This is a genomic window from Dyella sp., from assembly GCF_036746095.1.
Classification (GTDB): Bacteria; Pseudomonadota; Gammaproteobacteria; order Xanthomonadales; family Rhodanobacteraceae; genus Dyella_B.
Genome location: NZ_DAIOEU010000001.1, coordinates 123,302 through 143,037, shown reverse-complemented (window position 1 = coordinate 143,037; position 19,736 = coordinate 123,302). Strand labels below are relative to the sequence as shown.

Here is a 19,736-nt window from a genome sequence, read left to right as displayed (position 1 = left end):
TCTCAAACCTCCACATCAGCAGTACCTTTGCCAACTGTCGCCCCACAAACGATGAAGAGGCCCCCATGCTTACGTTGACCATCAACGGCCAAGAGCACTCCTTCGACGGCCCGCCCGACATGCCCCTGCTCTGGTACCTGCGCGACACGCTCGGGTACACCGGCACCAAGTTCGGTTGCGGCATGGCCTTGTGCGGTGCCTGCACCGTGCATCTGGACGGCACCGCCGTGCGCTCCTGCGTCACGCCCGTGGCAGCGGCCGCAGGCAGGCAGGTCACCACCATCGAAGGTCTGTCGCCGGATGGCAGCCATCCGGTGCAGCAGGCATGGATGAAACTCAACGTGGCGCAATGCGGCTACTGCCAGGCGGGGCAGATCATGCAGGCTTCTTCGTTGCTCAAAAGCAACCCGCATCCCAGCGATGCCGATATCGATGCTGCCATGTCCGGCAATATCTGCCGCTGTGGCACGTACACGCGTATTCGCGATGCCATCAAGCTCGCCGCCGGCGAAGGGAGCGCGGCATGAACAACGGCAGCCTGCACATCTGCAACGAAAGCCGTCGCGCGTTCCTGCTTGGTTTCGGCGCCGGCAGCCTGCTGCTGGCATTCGGCCTGCCCGCGTTCGCACGCGCAGCGGAAACGGCGCCCAAGAAGAAATACGGAGGCGAAGCGAACGAGCATGGGCTGCGCGACGATCCGCATTTGTTCGTCGAGATCGCACCGGACGGCACGGTGACGGTGGTATGCATCCGCTCGGAAATGGGCCAGGGCGTGCGCACCAGTGTGGCGCTGGTGGTGGCCGATGAACTCGGAGCGGACTGGTCGCGCGTGAAGGTGCGCCAGGCGCCGGGCGATGAAGTGAAATACGGCGACCAGGATACCGATGGTTCGCGCAGCCTGCGCCAGAGCTTTGCCGCCCTGCGCCGCGCCGGCGCCGCCGCGCGCACGATGCTGGAACAGGCCGCCGCGGCGCAGTGGGGCGTGCCGGTGAACCAGGTGAAAGCCGGCATCCACGAAGTGGTCGACAGCAAGAGCGGGCGCAAGCTGGGTTTTGGCGAACTGGCATCCAAGGCTGCCGCCCTGCCCACGCCCGATCCGAAGACGCTCGCGCTGAAATCGCCGGCTGAATTCCGCTACATCGGCAAAGGCAAGACGCCACTGATCGACAACCACGACATCGTCACCGGCCGCGCGCCCTACGGCATCGACATGCGCCTGGACGGCATGCTGTACGCGGTGATTGCGCGGCCGCCGGTGTATGGCGACAAACTCGCGTCGTTCGATGGCAGTGCCGCGGAGAAAATGCTCGGCGTGGTGAAGGTGATGGCGCTGGAATCCACGCCGCTGCCTTCGGGTTTCCAGCCGTTGGGTGGCGTGGCCGTGATCGCCAACAACAGCTGGACGGCAATCAAGGCGCGCGAGCAATTGAAGCTCGACTGGGCCAGCGGCCCGAACGCCGGCTACGACTCGGTCGCCTACCACGCGCAACTGGATGCCGCCAACCGCAAGCCGGGCAAGCTGGTCCGCAACGACGGCAACATCGAGCAGGCGCTGCATGGCGCTGCCAAACGCGTCACCGCGGATTACTACATACCGCATCTCGCCCACGCCACCATGGAACCGCCGTGCGCGGTCGCACGCTTCGCCGATGGCAAATGCGAAGTGTGGGCGCCCACGCAATCGCCGCAAGACGTGCGCAACGAACTGGTGAAGGCGCTGGGCATTCCGGACGCCGACATCACCGTGAATGTCACGCTGCTCGGCGGCGGCTTCGGGCGCAAATCCAAGCCGGACTATGTCGTGGAAGCCGCCCTGCTTTCGCGTGCCACCGGCAAGCCGGTAAAAGTGCTATGGACGCGCGAAGACGACATCGTCAACGATTATTTCCATGCGGTATCGGCCGAGCATTTCGAGGCGGCGCTGGATGGCTCGGGCAAAGTCACCGGCTGGCTGCATCGCACGGTCGCGCCCTCCATCTCGTCCACCTTCATGCCCGGCGTGGATCACGAACAGGCCGGTGAATTGAACCAGGGCATCGTCGACCTGCCCTTCGCCATTCCCAACGTACGCATCGAAAATCCCGCCATCGACGCGCATACGCGCATCGGCTGGTTCCGCTCGGTGTACAACATTCCGCATGCCTACGGCATCCAGAGTTTCGTGGCGGAACTGGCGCACGCAGCCGGCCGCGATCACCGCGATTTCCTGTTGGAGTTGATCGGTGCCGACCGCCAGTTCGACCCTTCGACGCAATTGCCGTTTACCAACTATGGCGAAGATCCTGCACTTTTTCCCGTCGACACCAAGCGACTGAAGCGCGTTATCGAAACGGTAACGGCGGCGGCAGACTGGGATCGCAAGCGGCCCACAGGCCACGGCCTGGGCCTGGCTGCGCATCGCAGCTTTGTCTCGTACACCGCTGCTGTGATTGAAGTGAAGGCGACTGCCGATGGAAAACTGAGCATTCCGCGCGTGGATATCGCCATCGACTGCGGTCCGCAGGTCAACCCAGAGCGCGTGCGCTCGCAATTGGAAGGGGCGGTGATCATGGGGCTGGGGTTGGCGCTGCATGGCGAGATCAGCTTCAAGAACGGCCGCGCCGAGCAATCCAATTTCAACGACTTTCTGGTGCTGCGCATGAATGAGGCGCCGCGCGAGATCCATGTGCATATGGTCGGGGCGGATGATTTTTCCGTGCCGTTGAGCGGTGTGGGCGAACCAGGCTTGCCGCCGATTGCGCCGGCGTTGACCAACGCGATCTTTGCGGCGACGGGAGCAAGGATTCGTGCGTTGCCGATCAGGCAGCAATGGGTGAAGGCAAAGCGTGTGGCGTAGGTTGGGACGAGCGGAACGCCAACCCCGACATCCGGATACACATGCCATGTTGGGGTTCGGCCGTGCCTCACTCCAAGTTACGCGGCGAAAGACTCTGCAGCACCGTCGGCAACAACTCCGCCACCGTCGGGTGGATATGCACCGCGTGCGTCACGGTCTGATACCGCGCCTTGGCATACATCACATCCAGCAGACTGTGGATCGCCTCATCGCCACTGACACCCAGGATCGCCGCACCCAGCAACTGCTCGGTCTTGCCGTCCACGATCACTTTCATGAAACCCAGCGTTTCACCGCGCTCGACCGCACGGCCCACCCGCGTCATCGGGCGCACGCCGACGCGTACGTCATGGCCTTGCTTTAAAGCTTCCTGCTCGGTGAGACCGATCCGCCCAAGTGGCGGATCGATAAAAAGCGCATAAGCGAGAATGCGATCGGAAATTCGCCGCGGCTCGCCATCCAGCACGTTGGCCGCCACGATTTCATAATCGTTGTACGCGGTATGGGTAAAGGCGCCCTTGCCATTGCATTCCCCCATCGCCCAGATGCCAGGGACATTCGTACGGCATTGATCGTCGACAACGATATAACCGTGCGCGTCCGTGGCCACGCCGGCCTTGTCCAGGCCCAATGCATCGGTATTGGGACGGCGGCCGACAGCAAGCAGCAGATGCGTGCCACGCACGTCCAAGCCCGGCCTGGCGCATTGGGCCACGACGCTGATCTCGCCGGACTTGCCGCGCAGCTCGATGCACTTGGCGGCCAGATGCAGCTTGATACCTTCCTGCTCCAGGATATCGACCACTGCGGCCGAGACGTCGGGATCTTCCTTCGGCAACAGGCGATCGCTACGCTCGACGATGGTGACCTCCGCACCGAAACGCCGGAACATCTGCCCAAACTCGAGCCCGATATAGCTGCCGCCGACGATCACCAGGTGCCTGGGCAACTCGCGCAATTGCAACACGCTGGTGTTGGTGAGGTAAGGCACGCTGTCGATGCCGGGAAAATCAGGCACCACGGCACGCCCCCCTACGTTGAGGAAGATCTCGTCGGCTTCGATCAGCGTGTCGCCCACACGCAACGTATGCGTTGATTCAAATGCAGCGTGCCCGCGCAGCAGGGAAACATTCTGCATGCCGGCCAGCCACTTCTCGACGCTGCTGCGCGATTGCCCGGATATGCCTTGCGTGCGCTGCCATACGGCCTCCATATCCACGCGGACGTCGCCGGTATTCACACCATAACTCGCCGCCCGCCGTGCCTGTTGCGCCACATAGGCACTGGCCACCATCGCCTTGGTGGGAATGCAGCCGGTATTGACGCAGGTGCCGCCCACCAGTTTGCGCTCGACGACGGCCACCTTGCGGCCGGATTTACCCAGGCGTTCGGCCAATGAAGGCCCCGCCTGCCCGGCCCCCACCACTACCGCATCGAATCGCTGAGTCATGACGCTGCCTTGACGAATTTACGGGACAACCAGTGTGTAGCAAGGATGAAGAAAAAACCGTAAATACGATAGTGGACCTTTATGCCCTGATTTCGACCCGCAAATATTTATTTCGGCAAATAGAAATAAAAAGCGTTGCGGCCTCCACGCAGAAGCTTCACGCGCGTCTCCGTAGGGTCGCGCAATAGGGGACCAGTCAGGGGATTACAGAGGTAAACCAGTATGAAAGTTACGCAGCGAGTGCGTCGCTTGGCGGCGACGCTGACTTTTGTTGCAGCCGCCTTGTGGATAGCCGTTTACGCACCCAATAGTGAAGCAACCGAACAGGCGCCAGATGGCTCGGTGCTTTTCTCGCAGAACCACCTCGCCCCGGGCGACGTCACGGATGCCACCTCGATTTATCTGGCATCGGCAGCCGGCGGCAAGGTGAGGCAACTGACGCCGTTGACGATCGGTACGCGTGACCTTGGCGCACATTGGTCCACTCATGGCCATGTCGTGGTCTTTGAGCGCGTTGCCACCGCAGACTGGTTTACGCAATCGCAGATCTATCGCCTGGATCGCAACAATGGAAGGCTTCGGCAGATCACGCTCGGCAAGAGCAGGCACCAATACCCGGTATGGGGACCTCGCGGGTGGATTGCCTTCATTGACGGCGGCGTCGACAACCATCAATGTCTCGCCCTCGTCAGGCCGAATGGTGGCGACCAGCATGTGTTGTTTTGCCCGGGTCCGGCCGATGGCGCTTTTCAGCCGCCGCAATGGTCGCTCGATGGCAGGCAGCTATTTGTCGAAATCCACTATTTCGGTGACGTGGGCCTGACTCCGCCTTCCTATTCGGATGTTTATCGAGTCGATGCCGCCACGGGCAAGACCACACGCATCTCGCATCTGAATACCGGCGATCCCGCTCACCTGGCGATCTCTCCCGATGGCACGCGCGGGATTTATACGTGGGACGCCACCTCCGCCATGGAGATCGTGAATTTCACCACCGGCAGGACAACAGGCGGAGAGTTCAGCGAACTTTACGGCAGCTCGCCAAGCTGGTCGCACGACAGCAAGCACTTTGCATTCACCCGAAACGTTGCGGTGACGGGTTCGCCCTTTCCTTTCGGCGCCGTCTTCGTAATGTGCTCCGTTAGCGGCAAAGTTCGCCAGCTCACCAACAAGCCGGATGGTTTCGATTTTTACTATCCCGCCGGCTGGTCCAGGGACGATTCGCACATCCTGCTCAATCGCACGCATTACATCACCACGGGTCCGGATGCGGGCGAATACTTTTCGGTAAACATGCTTGACGTGAACACGCAGGCCATCAGTGTCGTGGCCAATGGCGGCACGGTGGATGAGGGCGCATGGGAAGAGCCGTAATGCCGCCAACCCATAGCGTCACCCTTTGCGATGCGTCGCAAGGCGAATTCCCGCAGATTGCTATCGATTTGCCGCCCCGGCAAAGGCCGGGGCATGGGGACCTCGGCGCACTGCAAGCCGATGCGCGACGCTCGCTCCCTGGGACGGCGTGCGAGGGGCAAGAACGACCGCCCCTCGCTATCAAGGGCTCCGCGCAATCTCCATCAGCACCACATCGTTCGATCGCATAGGCACAGACAAACTCGCACTCCCATCCGCACCGACGACCAGCGAACGCATGTCGGCATGATCTGCCGTCGCCGCTTGCAACTGCTGCAACTGGGCAGCACTCAGCGACGCGGGCGATCCCATGCGCAAATACGCTGAATACGCATCATTGGCGTCGAAGCCGGTTCGGTGGATGGCGACCTGATACTTGCCCGGCGCCAGATGCTTGAGGTCAAGGCTGACATTCCCTTCCGGCTGGGCAGGCAGCAGCTTGGTATAGAACGAACGGTTGCTTTTATCCTGCTTCGGCTGCATGAAATCCCACGCCAGCACCTTGAGCACGCCGCCGTTCCATGTCACATAGCTTTGCGCGTCCGCCGTTTTGAGTTCGGTGCTGCCGAGCTGGTTGAGATACTTGTAGGCGAAATACACCGGCTTGCGGATCCCTTGCGGATTCATCAGGCCAAAGCCGCCCTGGAATGGCGCGGTGGGCGGGCCGGGTTCTTCAAAAAGATCGCTGAAGGTCCAATAGCTCATGCCCTGCGCAAGCCCCTCGCTCGCCTTCAGTTTGCTGAGCACGTAGGCGGCGCTTACATACGAATCATGCACTGCATCGCGTGGCGTATAGCTGGTGCTCCACTCCGTGAAATACAGCGGCAGGTTTGGGCGCGACGAATGGCTGATCTGCTCACGCACGCACCGGACATCACCGACGATCGCGTCCGGCGATGGCGATAGCTTGGTATCGCTTTGGCCATGCTCATCGAGAAAGCCGCCATCCACGCCGTAGGTGTGCGTGCTGATGAAATCGAGCGGCACGCCCGCCTGCGTGGTGTGCGCGATCAAGTCCGGCACCCATGCGGCGCCTGCCGTTGCCGGACCACCGACCTTCAACGCCGCATCGATGTGCTTGATGGTACGTGCCGTCGCGTCGAACAACTGGAAATAAGCCTTTTGATCACCACCCTCCCAGAATCCGGCCAGGTTGGGTTCGTTCCAGACTTCGAAATACCAGCTGCGTACTTCGCGCTGCCCGTAGCGCTGTTCCAGATGGCGCACGAAGGCATTTACCAGCGCCGTCCATTTCGATAACACAGGGTGGGAGGTATTACCTTTCCAGTAGAAAATGTGCTGATCGGACGTCTTCATCGCTTCGGGCGTAAACCCCAGCTCCACGAACGGCCGGATGCCCATCGCCAACAGTTTGTCGTAAAGCGCGTCGATCTTGGTCCAGTCGTAGACTGGCTTGCCATCGACCTCTCGATAGGTGCCGAGCACGTCGTGAAAGATGGCGTGGAAACGGATGTAGCGAAAACCGAGTTCTTCGCGCACCGTCTTGAGCTGGGCGAGGCTGTCCTCGCGCATCAGCGTGCCGGGATAATCCGAGCCGACGGAGAAGTTGTAGAAGCGATCAAGCGGCGACGAAGGGCCCTTTACGTCAACCACAATATGGCGAGTGCCCTGGTCCGCCTGCGCAATAGGTACCATGCACGTTAGCAAGCTTGCCAGGCCACATAGCCTCATCCAGCGATGAAGACGCAAAAAGGAAATCGTGCTCGATGTTTTCATGGACACGGCATGCCAGTGATAGGTTGGGTTGATGTGGTTGTTGCGCTGAGCCAGTCCAACCTACGACCGCAACGACAATAAAGAAACCCCGTATTGCCAAGCAGCTTCAATTTTCGTAAGCGCGATTGGGGGTCTTCGCAATGATGGATTGGAACGGCCTTAAGGCAACACTGATTAAGTATCGCCGTCGTCATGATGCCTGGAAGGCTCGCAGGGTGTGTTGCGTGGCGCCGGGAAGACTGGCCGTCTTGCCAAGCCGCGCGGCGCAGCCTGCGGGCCTTCCAGACATCACCCCATCACTTTGAATTCAACCTGTTGGGGCCAGCCCTGTCTGTCCGCATGCCGCAGGTCCGCCGTCTCGACAGACAACCAGTCTGCCTTCGCCGACGGCCCTGTGGCATGCGAACAGACAGGGCTGGTGACGACGGCGATACTTAATCAGTGTTGCCTTAAACAACCCTCGCAAAACCGCCAATTGCGGTACGATTTCCACCACCTCAAGGACCACTACGCACCTATGACCAGCCCTGCCCTGGAGTCGTTGCTGTCCCCCCTCGATGGTGAATCGCCCACGGGGGAAAATCTTGAATATGACCCTGATTTCATGGCCTTGGAACGCCTGGCTGCGCCCAAGGCCGAACGGGGAATCGGCGAGGAAGTGATTGCGGCGGAGGAGCCGGACTGGGACAAGGTATCCGGCCAGGCGGAGGCACTGCTGGCGCGCTCCAAGGACCTGCGCGTGGCGGTGCATTTGACCACCGCCTGGATGCGCACGACCGGCCTGCCGGGCTGGGCGGCCGGCTTGCAGTTGATCCGCAGCCTGCTGGAGCAGTATTGGGATGGGGTGCATCCACAGCTGGATGCCGAGGACGACAACGACCCGACCGCGCGCGTGAACGCGGTGGCGGCGATTGCCGATCTGCAGGGCATGTTGCGCTTTTTCCGCGTTACGCCGTTTGTGCAATCGCCTCGGATGGGCCGCTTTACCTTGCGCGATCTGCGTATTGCCAACGGTACGCTGAAAGTGGGCGACGGCGATGACGAAAATGCCGAACGCCCCGGCCTGGCGCAGATCGAAGCGTGCTGCATGGATTGCCCGGAGGAACAGCTGGCAGCGAACGTGGCGGCGATCAGCGCGGCGCTCGAGCACGTCAAGGCGATCGATGCCATTTTCAACGAACAGGTCGGCACGGCCGGGCCGGAACTCAAGCCGCTGCTCAGCGATGTCTATGAAGTGAAGAAGTTTCTGGAACCGCAGCTGGCGAAGCGCTCGCCGCAGATCGTCGATGCTGGCGGTGACGCGGAAGGCGAGATGGCTTCGGGCGGTTCAGCCGGCTCCATGCAGCAGGTGCATAGCGGCCGCATCGAAAACCCGCAGGATGTGATTCGCCGCTTGGATGACATCTGCGACTACTACGCGCGCTGCGAACCTTCCAGTCCCATTCCGTTGTTGCTGCGCCGTGCGCAACGGCTGGTGGGGTTGAGCTTTGTCGATTTGATGAAGGACCTGGCGCCAGGCGGCATGAGCGAGTTGCAGGTGATTTCCGGCGAAAGCGAGTAGCGCCGAGCTTTTCGTAAACTCACCGTCACCCCGGCTTTCGCCCACTGCTGTCCGGGGAAATTTTTCGCCGTTCTTGCGGGAAAGCTAAAACGACGTCATTCCAGCGAAAGCTCACTGCTGTCCGGCACGTATTTGCGCTGCTTCGCAGGCAGTCCACACGGCCGTCATTCCCGCGAAAGCGGGAATCCATTTTGCTCTGATGCATCCTTAAAATGGATTCCCGCTTTCGCGGGAATGACGGCCATAGAGCTTCTGGCACTTTTCGGGTTGCGGCATCGACAGACGACGCTAAGTGCTTGTGATCCATCACGTCGCCATGGATTCGCAAAACGCATGCCGGACAGCAGTGAGCGAAAGCTGGAATCCAGCGACTTGAAAATCTGCAAAGGCACTGGATTCCAGCTTTCGCTGGAATGACGAGCCGATGGCACTGAATTTCCATGGAAAATTTTCGATGCGGGTGCTATGCCCGCGCATTTCTGAAGAACTTCATTTTCCCCGGACAGCAGTGGGCTTTCGCCGGGACGACGGGTCAAGGTTTTCTGTTGTATTCAAGCGAAAGCGTCCTCAATGGCGCAACCCAACCTGCGCCACACCACGAACCTCGATGACGCATTGATCGCGTGCGTCAATACACGCCCTTGCACACGTTCGCTGCCGAGCGCACGAACACCGTTCGTGTCGACGGGCTCCAGCTCAACGTGAATCCTGCCGGCAATCCCATCGTGATATCCGCTGCGGCCGGTTGTTCGACCGGCCCTACCGACGCGACATGGCCATCGCCGAACGTCACCTTGGCGCTGATCGCGTAACGCGATGGATCCGGGCAGGCAGCAGCTTCCACCTGGCGCGTAGATGTCGTGCCGTATGCCGTAATGTCCGGCAACGTGCCGGAACTCGGCACGCGCTGGCCATTGCCGCACGTGGTGGTCAGGTCGTAACGGATCGAGACACGCATGGGCGCCGTCACCTGCACGGCCGTCACCGCTTCCGGCTGCGACGTGCAGCCGCGCAAAAACACCTTGTGCTTGGGCACCACGTGCAACATCACGGCGCCAGGCTTGTTCCCTGCCCCTTCCGGGAATTTCAATTCCACGCGCGTGGGCAGCACGCCGGTGATGACGGGTTGCGCGTCGAGCAGCCTGCCCTTTTCGTCGGTGGCGGTAAGTTGCGGATCGGCGCATTGCGGGTCCGACAGATTGCTGCCGACCAGCGCCAGGGCGATGGGCGTATTGCCTGGATGCAATGCGAACAGCGGACGATGATCGATCGTTTCCACGCTGTTGATCACCGGGGTTGCTTTGGACGAACTCGACGTCTTGGCAAGGTTGTCGATGGTGGTTGCCAAGGCATCCGTCAACGCCGTGGCATCGTTCCCCGGACAACTGGGCGCTTGGTCAAGATAGGCACGCGTGCGTTGCACGGCCGCGTCGCCGCGCAATACGGCGGCGCGCCGGCCGTCGTCCATGATGTCGGCCGGCTGGCTGGCCTTGTCGCCCAAGGTTTTACGCAACGCATCGGCCATCTCGCCCAATTGCATGCTCGCCGCGGCAAGGCGATCGTCATGCGTAGTGCTCGCACGCGCTGCAAGATCCTGCTTGGCCGTGTCGAGTCGAGCGATCACCGCTTCGCCGGTCAGGCGCGGCGCGATTTGCGCCGGCGCCTGGTGCACGACACCGGCAAGCAGCAAGCTGCAACATAACGAAACGATCCGGTGTGTGCTACGCATCTACCGTCCTCTTTCGCTTATTCGTCCGGACAATCCGTACCACTACCCGCCTGGCAAGCCTGCTGATCCGGCGGCAACAAAATGCCGGAAGGCACGATGCCGAACGAGCGGTAGTTCGCCGTGATCACGCTGGCGTCGATATACGAATCCAGGTGATTGTTGACGTTCTGCGCGCGGCTGGAGAACAGCGAGGTGGGAATGTTCACGCTGTCGCCGACGATGGGCAGGATGGCGCCGGCCGGATCCACCGCATAGAAGTACGCCGGCGGACTCCCGACCAAGGTCACGTACTGCGTGGTGGTACCCGTGACGTAAATCGGGTTGGCCTGGGTGCCAATGGCGCCGGTCGAAGACCATGAGCCGGTACCGTCATAGGTCCAGGTGTGATCGGCCTGGTACAGATTGCCATTGGTCACCATGATCGATACCGGTGAAGTGCCCGCATTCACCACGTAACCGCTGCCATTGATGGAACTCAGGCTGAGCGTTTGATCGTTCGCGAAGCTGAAGCCCAGCAGCGAACGGAAATCGCCTAGCGTGTCTACCTTGTTCTTGCCGGTGAGGGTGGTCACGCCGCTCGCATTGCCGCTGAGCGTATCGGCCGTGATGACGCCGCCGCTGCCTTCGCTGAGCGTCCCGGCGGAATTGAGGCTGGTTGCCGCACCATTCACGGCACCGTTGATGCTGAGGTTGCCGCTGCTGGTGGTCAACGCAAGGCTGCTGCCGGCATTGACCGGACCGTTGATCGACAAGCTGCGCGCGTTGATCAAACTGAAACCGGTGGCGTTGAAGCTTCCCAAGGCATCGATCTGATTGGCGCCGTTGAGCGAGGTCACGCCAGCCGAACTGCCGGTCAACGTTCCGGCGTTGATCCCATCGCTGCCTTCACCGATCGCACCGGCCGAATACAGGGCCACCGTATTGCCGGTTACGGGACCGGCAATGTCGATGTTGCCGGCATTTGTGGCCAGCGTGGCCGTGCCGCTGCCGCTGTTCACACTGCCGTTGATCGCAAGACCGCTGCCGCCAGTGAGTTTCACCGCGCTGCCGGTGACATTGCCATTGACGGTCATGGCGCCCGATTTGGTGGCAATCGTTGCGGTGCCGTTGCCAGCGCTTACCGTTCCTGCGACCGTCAGTGCTTGCGCATTGCTCAGGTTGAAGCCATTGGCCGCGTAATCACCCAAGTTGGCGATTTGGTTTGTGCCATCCAACGTGGTCGCGGCGAACGAACTGCCCGTCAGGGTACCGGCAGTGATGCCGCCGCTGCCGCCCTCGTCGACAGTACCGCCCGAGGTCAGCGTGGCGGTGCCACTGCCGCTGTTTACGCCGCCGTTGATGGCAAGGCCACTGCCGCCACCAAGGCTCACTGCGCTGCCGGCAACGCTGCCGTTCAAAGTCAGTTCGCCGCTCGTCGTGGCGACACTGGTCGTACCGCTGCCGCCATTGACGGCGCCATCCACGGTCAGCGCGTTTGCATTGGTCAGGCTGAAGCCGTTCGCCGTGAAACTGCCCAGGCTGATGATGGCATTGGCGCCATCCAGAGTCGCCGCGCCGCTGGCACTGCCCGTCAACACACCGGCCGTGATGGCGCCGCTGCTGCCTTCGCTGATGGCACCGCCGGAGCTGAGCGTGGTGGTGCCCGCGCCGCTGTTGATGGCGTCGTTTACGGCGAGGCCAGCTTGCCCCGTCAACGCAACGGAGCTACCGCCGATGCCCGCATCGACTGTCAGTGCGCCCGCGGTGGTGGCGATGGAAGTGGCGCCACCGCCGCCATTCACCGCGCCGCCCACGGTCAATGCCTGCGCGTTGTTCAAGCTGAAGCCGTTTGCCACGAAGCTGCCGAGGGTACCGATCTGGTTCGCGCCCTGCAGCGTCGCGGCGCCCCCCGCGCTACCGGTAAAGCTGCCGGCCATGATCGCGCCGCCGCTGCTTTCGTCGATTGCGCCCGTCGAGGTGACTGTCGCGGCACCGTTGCCGGCGTTGAGCGTGCCGGCAAGGGTCAACGCTTGCGCATCCGATAGCGTGAAGCCGCTGGACGTGAAGTTGCCCAGCGTGCCAATCACGTTCGCGCCGCTCAGCGTGGTTGCACCGGCCGCGCTGCCAGACAAGCTGCCAGCCGTGATGACGCCGCTGTTGCCTTCGTTGATCGCACCGCCCGAGCTCAGCGTGGCCGCTCCCGTGCCACTGTTCACGGCAGCATTGATGGCGAGATCGCCACTACTGCCCAGCGCCACCGTGGCGCCGCTGATTGCATCGTTCACGGCCAAAACGCCGCCGGTGGTGGTCAAGCTGACGCTGGAAGCGCCACCGTTCACTGTGCCAGCGACCGTCAGTGCCTGCGTGCTGTTGAGGCTGAACCCGTTCGCGGTGAAATTGCCCAGCATCGAGATGGCATTTGCGCCGCCCAGCGTGGTAGCGCCGGCGGAGCTGCCGGTCAACGTGCCGGCCGCAAGCAAGCCTCCGCTCTGCGAGATGCTGCCTGCGCTGCTGGCCAGATTGAGCGCGCCCGCAGCAGTGACATCATTGCCGAGCGTGATGCCGTTGGCGCCGCTGAGGCTCACGTTGTTGCCGCTGAGCACACCCGCCGTGCTCAGCGTGCCGTTGCTGGAAACCAGCGTGAGATTGCCGGTGCCGGTATTGATGGCGCCGGTCAGGTTCAGCGACTGCGTGGCCGTCAGGTTGACGTCGCCATCGTCGTTATCGGTCAGGCCGGCAATGGTCAGGTTTGCATCGGTAATGGATACGCCATCGCCGATGGCCGTTACCGCGCCGACGAAGTTGTTGCCGCCGTTCGTAAGATCGATCGCATGATTGCCGGCATTGAAAGAGGAAGTGCCGGTTACGCTGAATGCGCTGGTTTGCTTGATGTCGCCGGCGCTGGTCGTCACCGACAGGTTGCCGTTGATGGTGAGCGCGTTCGCCGTGAACGTGCTGCTTTGCGTGGTAAGGCCACCCAGCGAAACGGCACCACCGAACGTGAGCGCGCCACCGGTGGCGACCGAAAGCGCGCCAGAACCGCTCACCGTGGAAGCAAAATCGATATCGCCATTACCGCTGCTGGTAAGCGATGGGCTGCCGCCAAACGCCACGGCACCGTTGTAAGTCTGGCTGCCTACGGTGGTGACGTTGTTGTCCAGCGTCAGCGTGCCGGTACCGTTCTGGGTGAAGCTGCCGCCGCCGCTGATCGCACTGGTTACGGTGAGGTTGGTGCCGCTGTCGGTTTGCAGCGCGCCGCCACTGCTGCCCAGCGTTATCGTCCGGCCCAGCGTAAAGCTGGCGGTGTTTTCCAGCGTGCCGCCGTTGAGCGTGACGCCGGTGCCGCTCGCACCCAGGTTGCCGTCGCTTGAGATCGCCAACGTGCCACCGCTGACGGTAGTGCCGCCGCCGTAAGTGTTCGCGCCGCCCAAGGTCAGCGTGCCGCTGCCCATTTGCGTGACCGATCCGGTACCGGAAATGACCGCACCATAGTTCACGTTGCCGCTATGGTCGAACACCAGCGCACCGTTGTCCGTGGTAATGCTGACGACGGAACCGGTCGTTCCGCCATTGCCCAGCTGCAACGTGCCGGCGCTGATCGTCGTACTGCCCGAAAAAGTATTGTCGTTGGTCAGGATCAACGTACCCGTGCCCGCCTGGGTCAGCGTGCCGGTGCCGGAAATCAGCCCGCCGTAAGTGACGGTACCGGCCTGGTCGAAGACGAGGGCACCGTTGTCCTGCACGTTGCCGGCAAACGAAACGCCCGTACCCAGCGTCAGCGTGCCCGCGTTGATCTTGGTGCCGCCGGTGTAAGTGTTGGCACCGGAGAGCGTTTCCGCGCCGCTGGCCAACACGAGGCTGCCGCCCGTACCACCGGCAATGCCGCCGTCGCTTATGGCTCCGCTAAAACTGCCGGACGCACTGCTCAGGGTGAGCGCCCTGCGACCCAGCTTCACCGTCCCATTGCCCGACAAACTGACAATGCTTGCCCCGCTGCTGGTGCCCGAAATATCGAACGCGCCGTTGTCGAGGACGCTACTGGAATGAGCGATGCTGCCACTGCCCGAAAGCGCAAGCGTGCTGCCATTGATCGTGGTGGCGCCGGTATATCCATTCGAACCTGACAAGGTTTCCATACCGCTCGTCAGCACGAGGCTGCCGCCAGTCCCGCCAGCGATACCCCCATCGTTGATGGCACCGCTGAAATTGCCGGAGGCATTGGTCAACATAAGCGCGCGGCTGCCCAGATCTACCGTGCCGGCCCCGCTCAGGGTGGCGATGCTTATACCGCCGCCCGCGCCGGAAATATCGAAAGTGCCGGCATCGCTTACGCCAGAGCTGCCCACGCTGCCAGCGCCCGACAAGGCCAGCGTGCTGCCGCTGTCGATGGTGGTGGTGCCGCTGTAGGCGTTCGCGCCGGTCAGCGTCAACGTGCCGGAGCCTGATTGGGTCAACGAACCCGCGCCGGAAATCACGTTGCCGTAATTGAGGTTGCCGCTCACATCGAATACGAGCATGCCGTCGTTCGTTATCGGTCCAGTGATGGAACCCGTGCTTCCTCCATTGCCCAGTTGCAGGGTGCTGCCCGCGGCGATCGTGGTGCTGCCGGTGTAGCTGTTCGTGCCCGCCAATATTTCGGAGCCGCCTGACAGCTTGAGGCTGCCGCCCGTACCCGCAACGATGCCGCCATCGGCGATGACGCCGCCGAAGGTATCGGCGGCATTGGTCAAGGTGAGCGCTTGGCTGCCTAGATTGACGTTGCCCGCGCCGCTCAGGCTGCCGATGCTTGCGCCGCTCGTTGTGCCGGAGATATCGAACGTGCCCGCGTCGCTGACGCTCGAATTGGCCAGGCTGCCGCTGCCGGACAACGCCAGCGTGGCGCCGTTGTCGATGGTGGCCAGGCCGGAATACGTATTGGCCCCGGTCAGCGTCAGTGTGCCGGTGCCTTGCTGTTCGACCGAACCAGTGCCCGAAATCACGCCGCCGTAGCTCATGGCGGTGTTCTGGTCGAACACCAGTGCGCCGCTGTCTGTGACGTTGCCGCTGATCGAAACACCGGTACCGCCATTGCCTAATTGCAAGGTGCTGCCCGTGGCAATCGTGGTGAGGCCGGTGTAGCTCGCCGTCGTCAGCGTCAACGTGCTTGCGCCTTGCTGGGTCAGCGCACCGCCGCCGGAAATCGCGCCGGCGAAGGCCAGGTTGCTGGGCTCGTCGAACACCAGCGTACCGTTGTCCAGCACGTTGCCGTTGATGGTGCTGCCGGTGGTTCCATCACCTAGTTGCAGGGTGCTGCCCGCGTCGATCGTGGTGCCGCCGGTATAGCCTTTCGCACCGATCAGCGTTTCCGAGCCGCCCGCCAACACCAGGCTGCCACCGGTACCGCTGACGATGCCGTTGTCGTCGATGCCGCCGTTGAACGTGCCGGCAGCAGCCGTCAAGGTAAGCGCCTTGCTGCCCAGGTTGACCTGGCCGGTACCGCTCAAGCTGGCGATGCTTGCGCCGCTGGTGGTGCCGGAGATATCGAAGGTGCCATTGGCAGTTACGCCATTGGAACCGGCCACGCTGCCGCTGCCGGACAACGCAAGCGTCGTGCCGCCGTCGATCGTGGTACTGCCACGGTAGGTGTTCGCGCCCGTGAGCGTCAGCGTGCTGCCTTTTTGCTCCAGCGAGCCGGCGCCGGAAATCACGCCGGCATAAGTCGCGCCAAAAAGGGGTTCGTCGAATATCAATGCACCGCTATCTATGATGTTGCCGGCGACCGAGCCGGTGCTGAAGCCGTTGCCCAGCTGCAAGGTGCCGGCATTGATCGTCGTATCACCGGTGTATGTGTTCGCATTGGTCAGCAACAACGTGCCGGCACCGGTCTTGCTCAAGCCGCCGCTGCCGCCGATGACACCGCTCAAGGTTACGGTGCCGCCACCGTCGGTTTGCAGGGTGCCGCCACCACCGTTCAACGTGACGGTGCCGCTTAGCGTCATCGACGCCGTGCTTTCCAGAGTGCCGCCGCCAAAGGTGAGGCTGTTGCCGCCAGCCCCCAGGTTGTTGCTGCTGGACACCACCAGCGTGCCGGCGTTGAAGGTGGTGCCGCCGCTGTAGGTATTGGAATGCGTCAACGCCAGCGTGCCTGCGCCCGTCTTGGTGAGGCCGCCGCTGCCGCTGATGGTGCTGCCCAAGGTCAGCGTATTGCTGCCGTCGGTTTGCAGCGTGCCGCCGCCGCTGTTCAACGTCACCGCCTTGTTCAGCGTGAGCGTCGCCGTGGTTTCCAGCGTGCCACCGCCAAAGACCAGGCGGTTGGTCGACCCAACATTGCTGCTGCTGGATATCGCCAGCGTGCCGCTATTGAGCGTGGTGTTGCCGGTATAGGTATTGGCGCCACCCAGGGTTTCGTTACCGCTCGTCAGCATCAGCCCGCCACCATTGCCGCTGATGGCACCACCGAAGGTGTCCGCGGCATTGCTCAGCGTGAGCGTCCTGCTGCCGAGAATCGCCGCCCCGCTGCCCGACAGGCTGGTGATGCTCGCTCCGCCGGTCGTGGTCGAAATGTCCAAGGTACCGTTGTCGACGATCTTGCTGGAGCTTGCCACGGCGCCCGATCCCGAGAGCGTGAGCGTGCCGGTGCTGTCGATCGTCGTAGCACCCGTGTAGCTATTGGCGCCGCTCAGTATTTCTGTGCCGCCCGATACAGTCAGGGCACCCAGGTTGCCGCTGATCGCGCCACTGAAGGTATCCGACGCATTGCTGAGCGTCAGCGTGTTGCCGCCCAGGGTTACCGACCCGTTGCCCGAGAGGCTGGCGATAGTGACGCCGCCGGTTGCGTTGGTGATGTCGAAGATGCCCGCATCGCTTACACCAGCCAGGCTGGCTATGCTGCCGGCGCCCGACAGTGCAAGCGTGGCGCCGCTGTCGATCGTCGTGGCGCCTGTGTACGTATTCGTGCCGGACAGAATCTCTTGGCCATGAAATACCTCGAGACTGCCGCCGCCGGTATTGCCGTCGACAATAGTGCCACCGAAGGTACCGGCCGCGTTGCTCAAGGTCAGCGCGTTTCCGCCCAAGGTCACCGTTCCGTTGCCGGCCAGGCTGACGATGCTTGCTCCACCGGTAGCAGAGATGTCAAACGTGCCGCTGTCGTTAATCGTGCTGGAATCGGCCACGCTGCCACTGCTGGAGAGTGCCAGTTTGCTGCCGGCTGCGATCGTGGTGCCGCCGGTATAAGTGTTGGCGCCCGTCAACGTCAACGTGCCCGCGCCTTGCTGGGTTAACGTTCCCGAACCCGAAATCACTCCGCCGTAGCTCGCACTGCCAGCCTGGTTGAACACCAGGGAGCCGTTGTCGGTCAGGTCACCAAGGATTGACGCACCGCTGCTTCCCAGTGTCAGCGTGCCGGCGCTGCCAATGATGGTGGTGCCGCCGGCGACGGCGTTGCTGCTTCCATTGGTCGTTGACGGCTCAAGCACCAGGCTGGCTGTTCCCGTGAGCGTTACGGGGGCATTGATATTGACGTTGTTGGCTGCCGTCAAAGTGAGCGTATGGCTGCTCCAGCTCACCGTGTCGTTGACGTTGACGTTGCCGGACGTTCCTCCAACTGTGCCACTGCTGGATTGGATGGCCACGTTGCCATTGGCCAACTGCGAACTCAACAAGGCGCCCGTTATGTCCCCACCGCTGGCCGCTATGGTGAAATCCACCGGATCGATTAACCAGTTGCCACTGTGCCCTCGCGGCGCCAGCGTGTTGACGCTTGTGCCATCGGCAATGTGCACCTGTTCGCCCGACGTTTCGATGCTGCCGCCATTGCCGCCGTTCGCGCCGCCACGCGCACTGAAAGTGCCGGCAACCGTATTGCCCTGGCTGCCCCACGTCGCGATGGAGCCGCCATTACCGTTCGCCGTGGCGTCGGCATTCAACGTGGCGCCTGCTTCGACGATGGTGTTAGCCGCTTGCATCAAGCCTTCGCCGCCGTGCGCGCCGCCGCCGATGCGAATGCTGCCACCGCCGTTGGCGCCGGAGGCATTTATCGCGCCGCTGACGTCCACGTTCTGGTCGGCCAGCACCTGCACGCTGCCGCCTTCGGCACCGGAGACATCGATGGTGCCGCTGGTAACGGCATTGCCGCCGCTGGCAATCAACTGCACCTTGCCGCCACTGGTGTTGATGCCGCCGGCCTGGATCACGCCGCTATTGTTCACCAGGTCGGTGAACAGATCCTTCGCCGCGGAAGCCTGCAGCACCACCGTACCGTTGTCCGCTTTCAACGCGCCTTTGTTGGTAACCGCCGCTTCGTCGGCATCCAGGCGCTTTTGCAGCGCACCGGTAACCTGCACATTGATCAAGCCATCGCCGTCGAAATCGAGCACGGCGCGGTCGGCGCCGTCGAGATTGATGTGCCCGTAGTTGGCGACGATAAGGCCATCGTTGGCGACCTTTCCGCCGATGAGATTTATCGAGCCGCCGCTGGCCGCTTCGATGGTGCCGTGATTGACGATGCCGGCGCTGCCGCCATGTGCGTCGAGATTGAAATGGTTCGCCAGAAAATCACTGGGCGTCAAATCCAGCGTGCTCGCCACCAGGCCGCCGACATTCACCTGCGAATTGCGGCCGAAGATGATGCCGTGCGTGTTGATCAGGAAGATCTGGCCGTTCGCATTGACGTGGCCGAAGATCTGGCTGGCGTTCTGGTCGAGAATGCGGTTGAGCGCCACCGAGGTGAACGATGGCTGCTTGAAGATGACCGAGGCGTTTTCGCCAACGTTGAAGGTCTGCCAGTTCAACGCCAGCATCTGCGATTTCTGCACGACGGTGGTGTTGGCGCCGTTCTGTGCGATCGAACCGCTGCCGCCGACGATCGAACCGCCGGTCGGCGTGGTGTTCGCCGCAACGTGGCCGCCCGCAAACGCTTCGCCGCCGCAGGCGAAAAGCCCCAGCAGGGAAATCAGGCTGGCCGGTAACAACTTGCGTCGCAGGGCCGGCAATCCATGCGCGTGACGTGACGTGTGCTGCTGCTTGCCAATGCTCGTATTCATGATGGCCT

General features: G+C 62.3%; 9 protein-coding genes. 4 read left to right on the top strand and 5 right to left on the bottom strand.

Annotated elements, in window-relative coordinates:
• The first annotated feature begins 65 nt into the window (after positions 1-65).
• Positions 66-527, top strand: coding sequence for a (2Fe-2S)-binding protein (locus V7M64_RS00565; RefSeq protein ID WP_333676268.1), 462 nt, complete (start codon positions 66-68; stop codon positions 525-527).
• Positions 524-2,836: a xanthine dehydrogenase family protein molybdopterin-binding subunit gene (locus V7M64_RS00560; RefSeq protein ID WP_333676267.1), complete on the top strand. Its 2,313-nt coding sequence runs from the start codon at positions 524-526 to the stop codon at positions 2,834-2,836. Before V7M64_RS00565 ends, V7M64_RS00560 begins: the two co-directional genes overlap by 4 nt.
• 67 nt (positions 2,837-2,903) lie before the next feature.
• Here V7M64_RS00560 and V7M64_RS00555 read toward each other — a convergent pair whose 3' ends face one another.
• Entirely contained in the window at positions 2,904-4,286 is a 1,383-nt protein-coding gene (locus V7M64_RS00555) for an FAD-containing oxidoreductase (RefSeq protein WP_333676266.1), read from the bottom strand.
• Between the two features lie 222 nt (positions 4,287-4,508).
• On the opposite strand from V7M64_RS00555, the gene V7M64_RS00550 reads away from it, so the two are divergent.
• Positions 4,509-5,660 (top strand): hypothetical protein, encoded by a 1,152-nt coding sequence (locus tag V7M64_RS00550; RefSeq protein ID WP_333676265.1) that lies wholly within the window; start codon positions 4,509-4,511, stop codon positions 5,658-5,660.
• A 180-nt stretch (positions 5,661-5,840) separates the two neighbouring features.
• On the opposite strand, the gene V7M64_RS00545 is transcribed toward V7M64_RS00550, so the two are convergent.
• The gene (locus V7M64_RS00545) at positions 5,841-7,355 is read right to left on the bottom strand and encodes a beta-xylosidase (RefSeq protein WP_333676264.1); all 1,515 of its coding nucleotides are present in this window, start codon (positions 7,353-7,355) and stop codon (positions 5,841-5,843) included.
• Positions 7,356-7,953: 598 nt separating this feature from the next.
• Between V7M64_RS00545 and tssA the strand changes: the two genes are divergently transcribed.
• The gene (gene tssA / locus V7M64_RS00540; protein WP_333676263.1) at positions 7,954-8,997 is read left to right on the top strand and encodes a type VI secretion system protein TssA; all 1,044 of its coding nucleotides are present in this window, start codon (positions 7,954-7,956) and stop codon (positions 8,995-8,997) included.
• A gap of 164 nt (positions 8,998-9,161) precedes the next feature.
• Here the strand turns inward: tssA and V7M64_RS00535 are convergent, their stop codons facing one another.
• The 3 genes from V7M64_RS00535 to V7M64_RS00525 form a co-directional block, all read right to left on the bottom strand.
• Positions 9,162-9,533, bottom strand: a complete 372-nt coding sequence (locus tag V7M64_RS00535; protein WP_333676262.1) for a hypothetical protein — start codon at positions 9,531-9,533, stop codon at positions 9,162-9,164.
• Between the two features lie 92 nt (positions 9,534-9,625).
• Positions 9,626-10,726, bottom strand: coding sequence for a hypothetical protein (locus V7M64_RS00530; protein ID WP_333676261.1), 1,101 nt, complete (start codon positions 10,724-10,726; stop codon positions 9,626-9,628).
• Between the two features lie 17 nt (positions 10,727-10,743).
• Positions 10,744-19,728 carry an autotransporter-associated beta strand repeat-containing protein gene (locus V7M64_RS00525; RefSeq protein ID WP_333676260.1) on the bottom strand — a complete coding sequence of 2,995 codons (8,985 nt, stop codon included), beginning with the start codon at positions 19,726-19,728 and terminating at the stop codon, positions 10,744-10,746.
• Between the last annotated feature and the right edge of the window lie 8 nt (positions 19,729-19,736).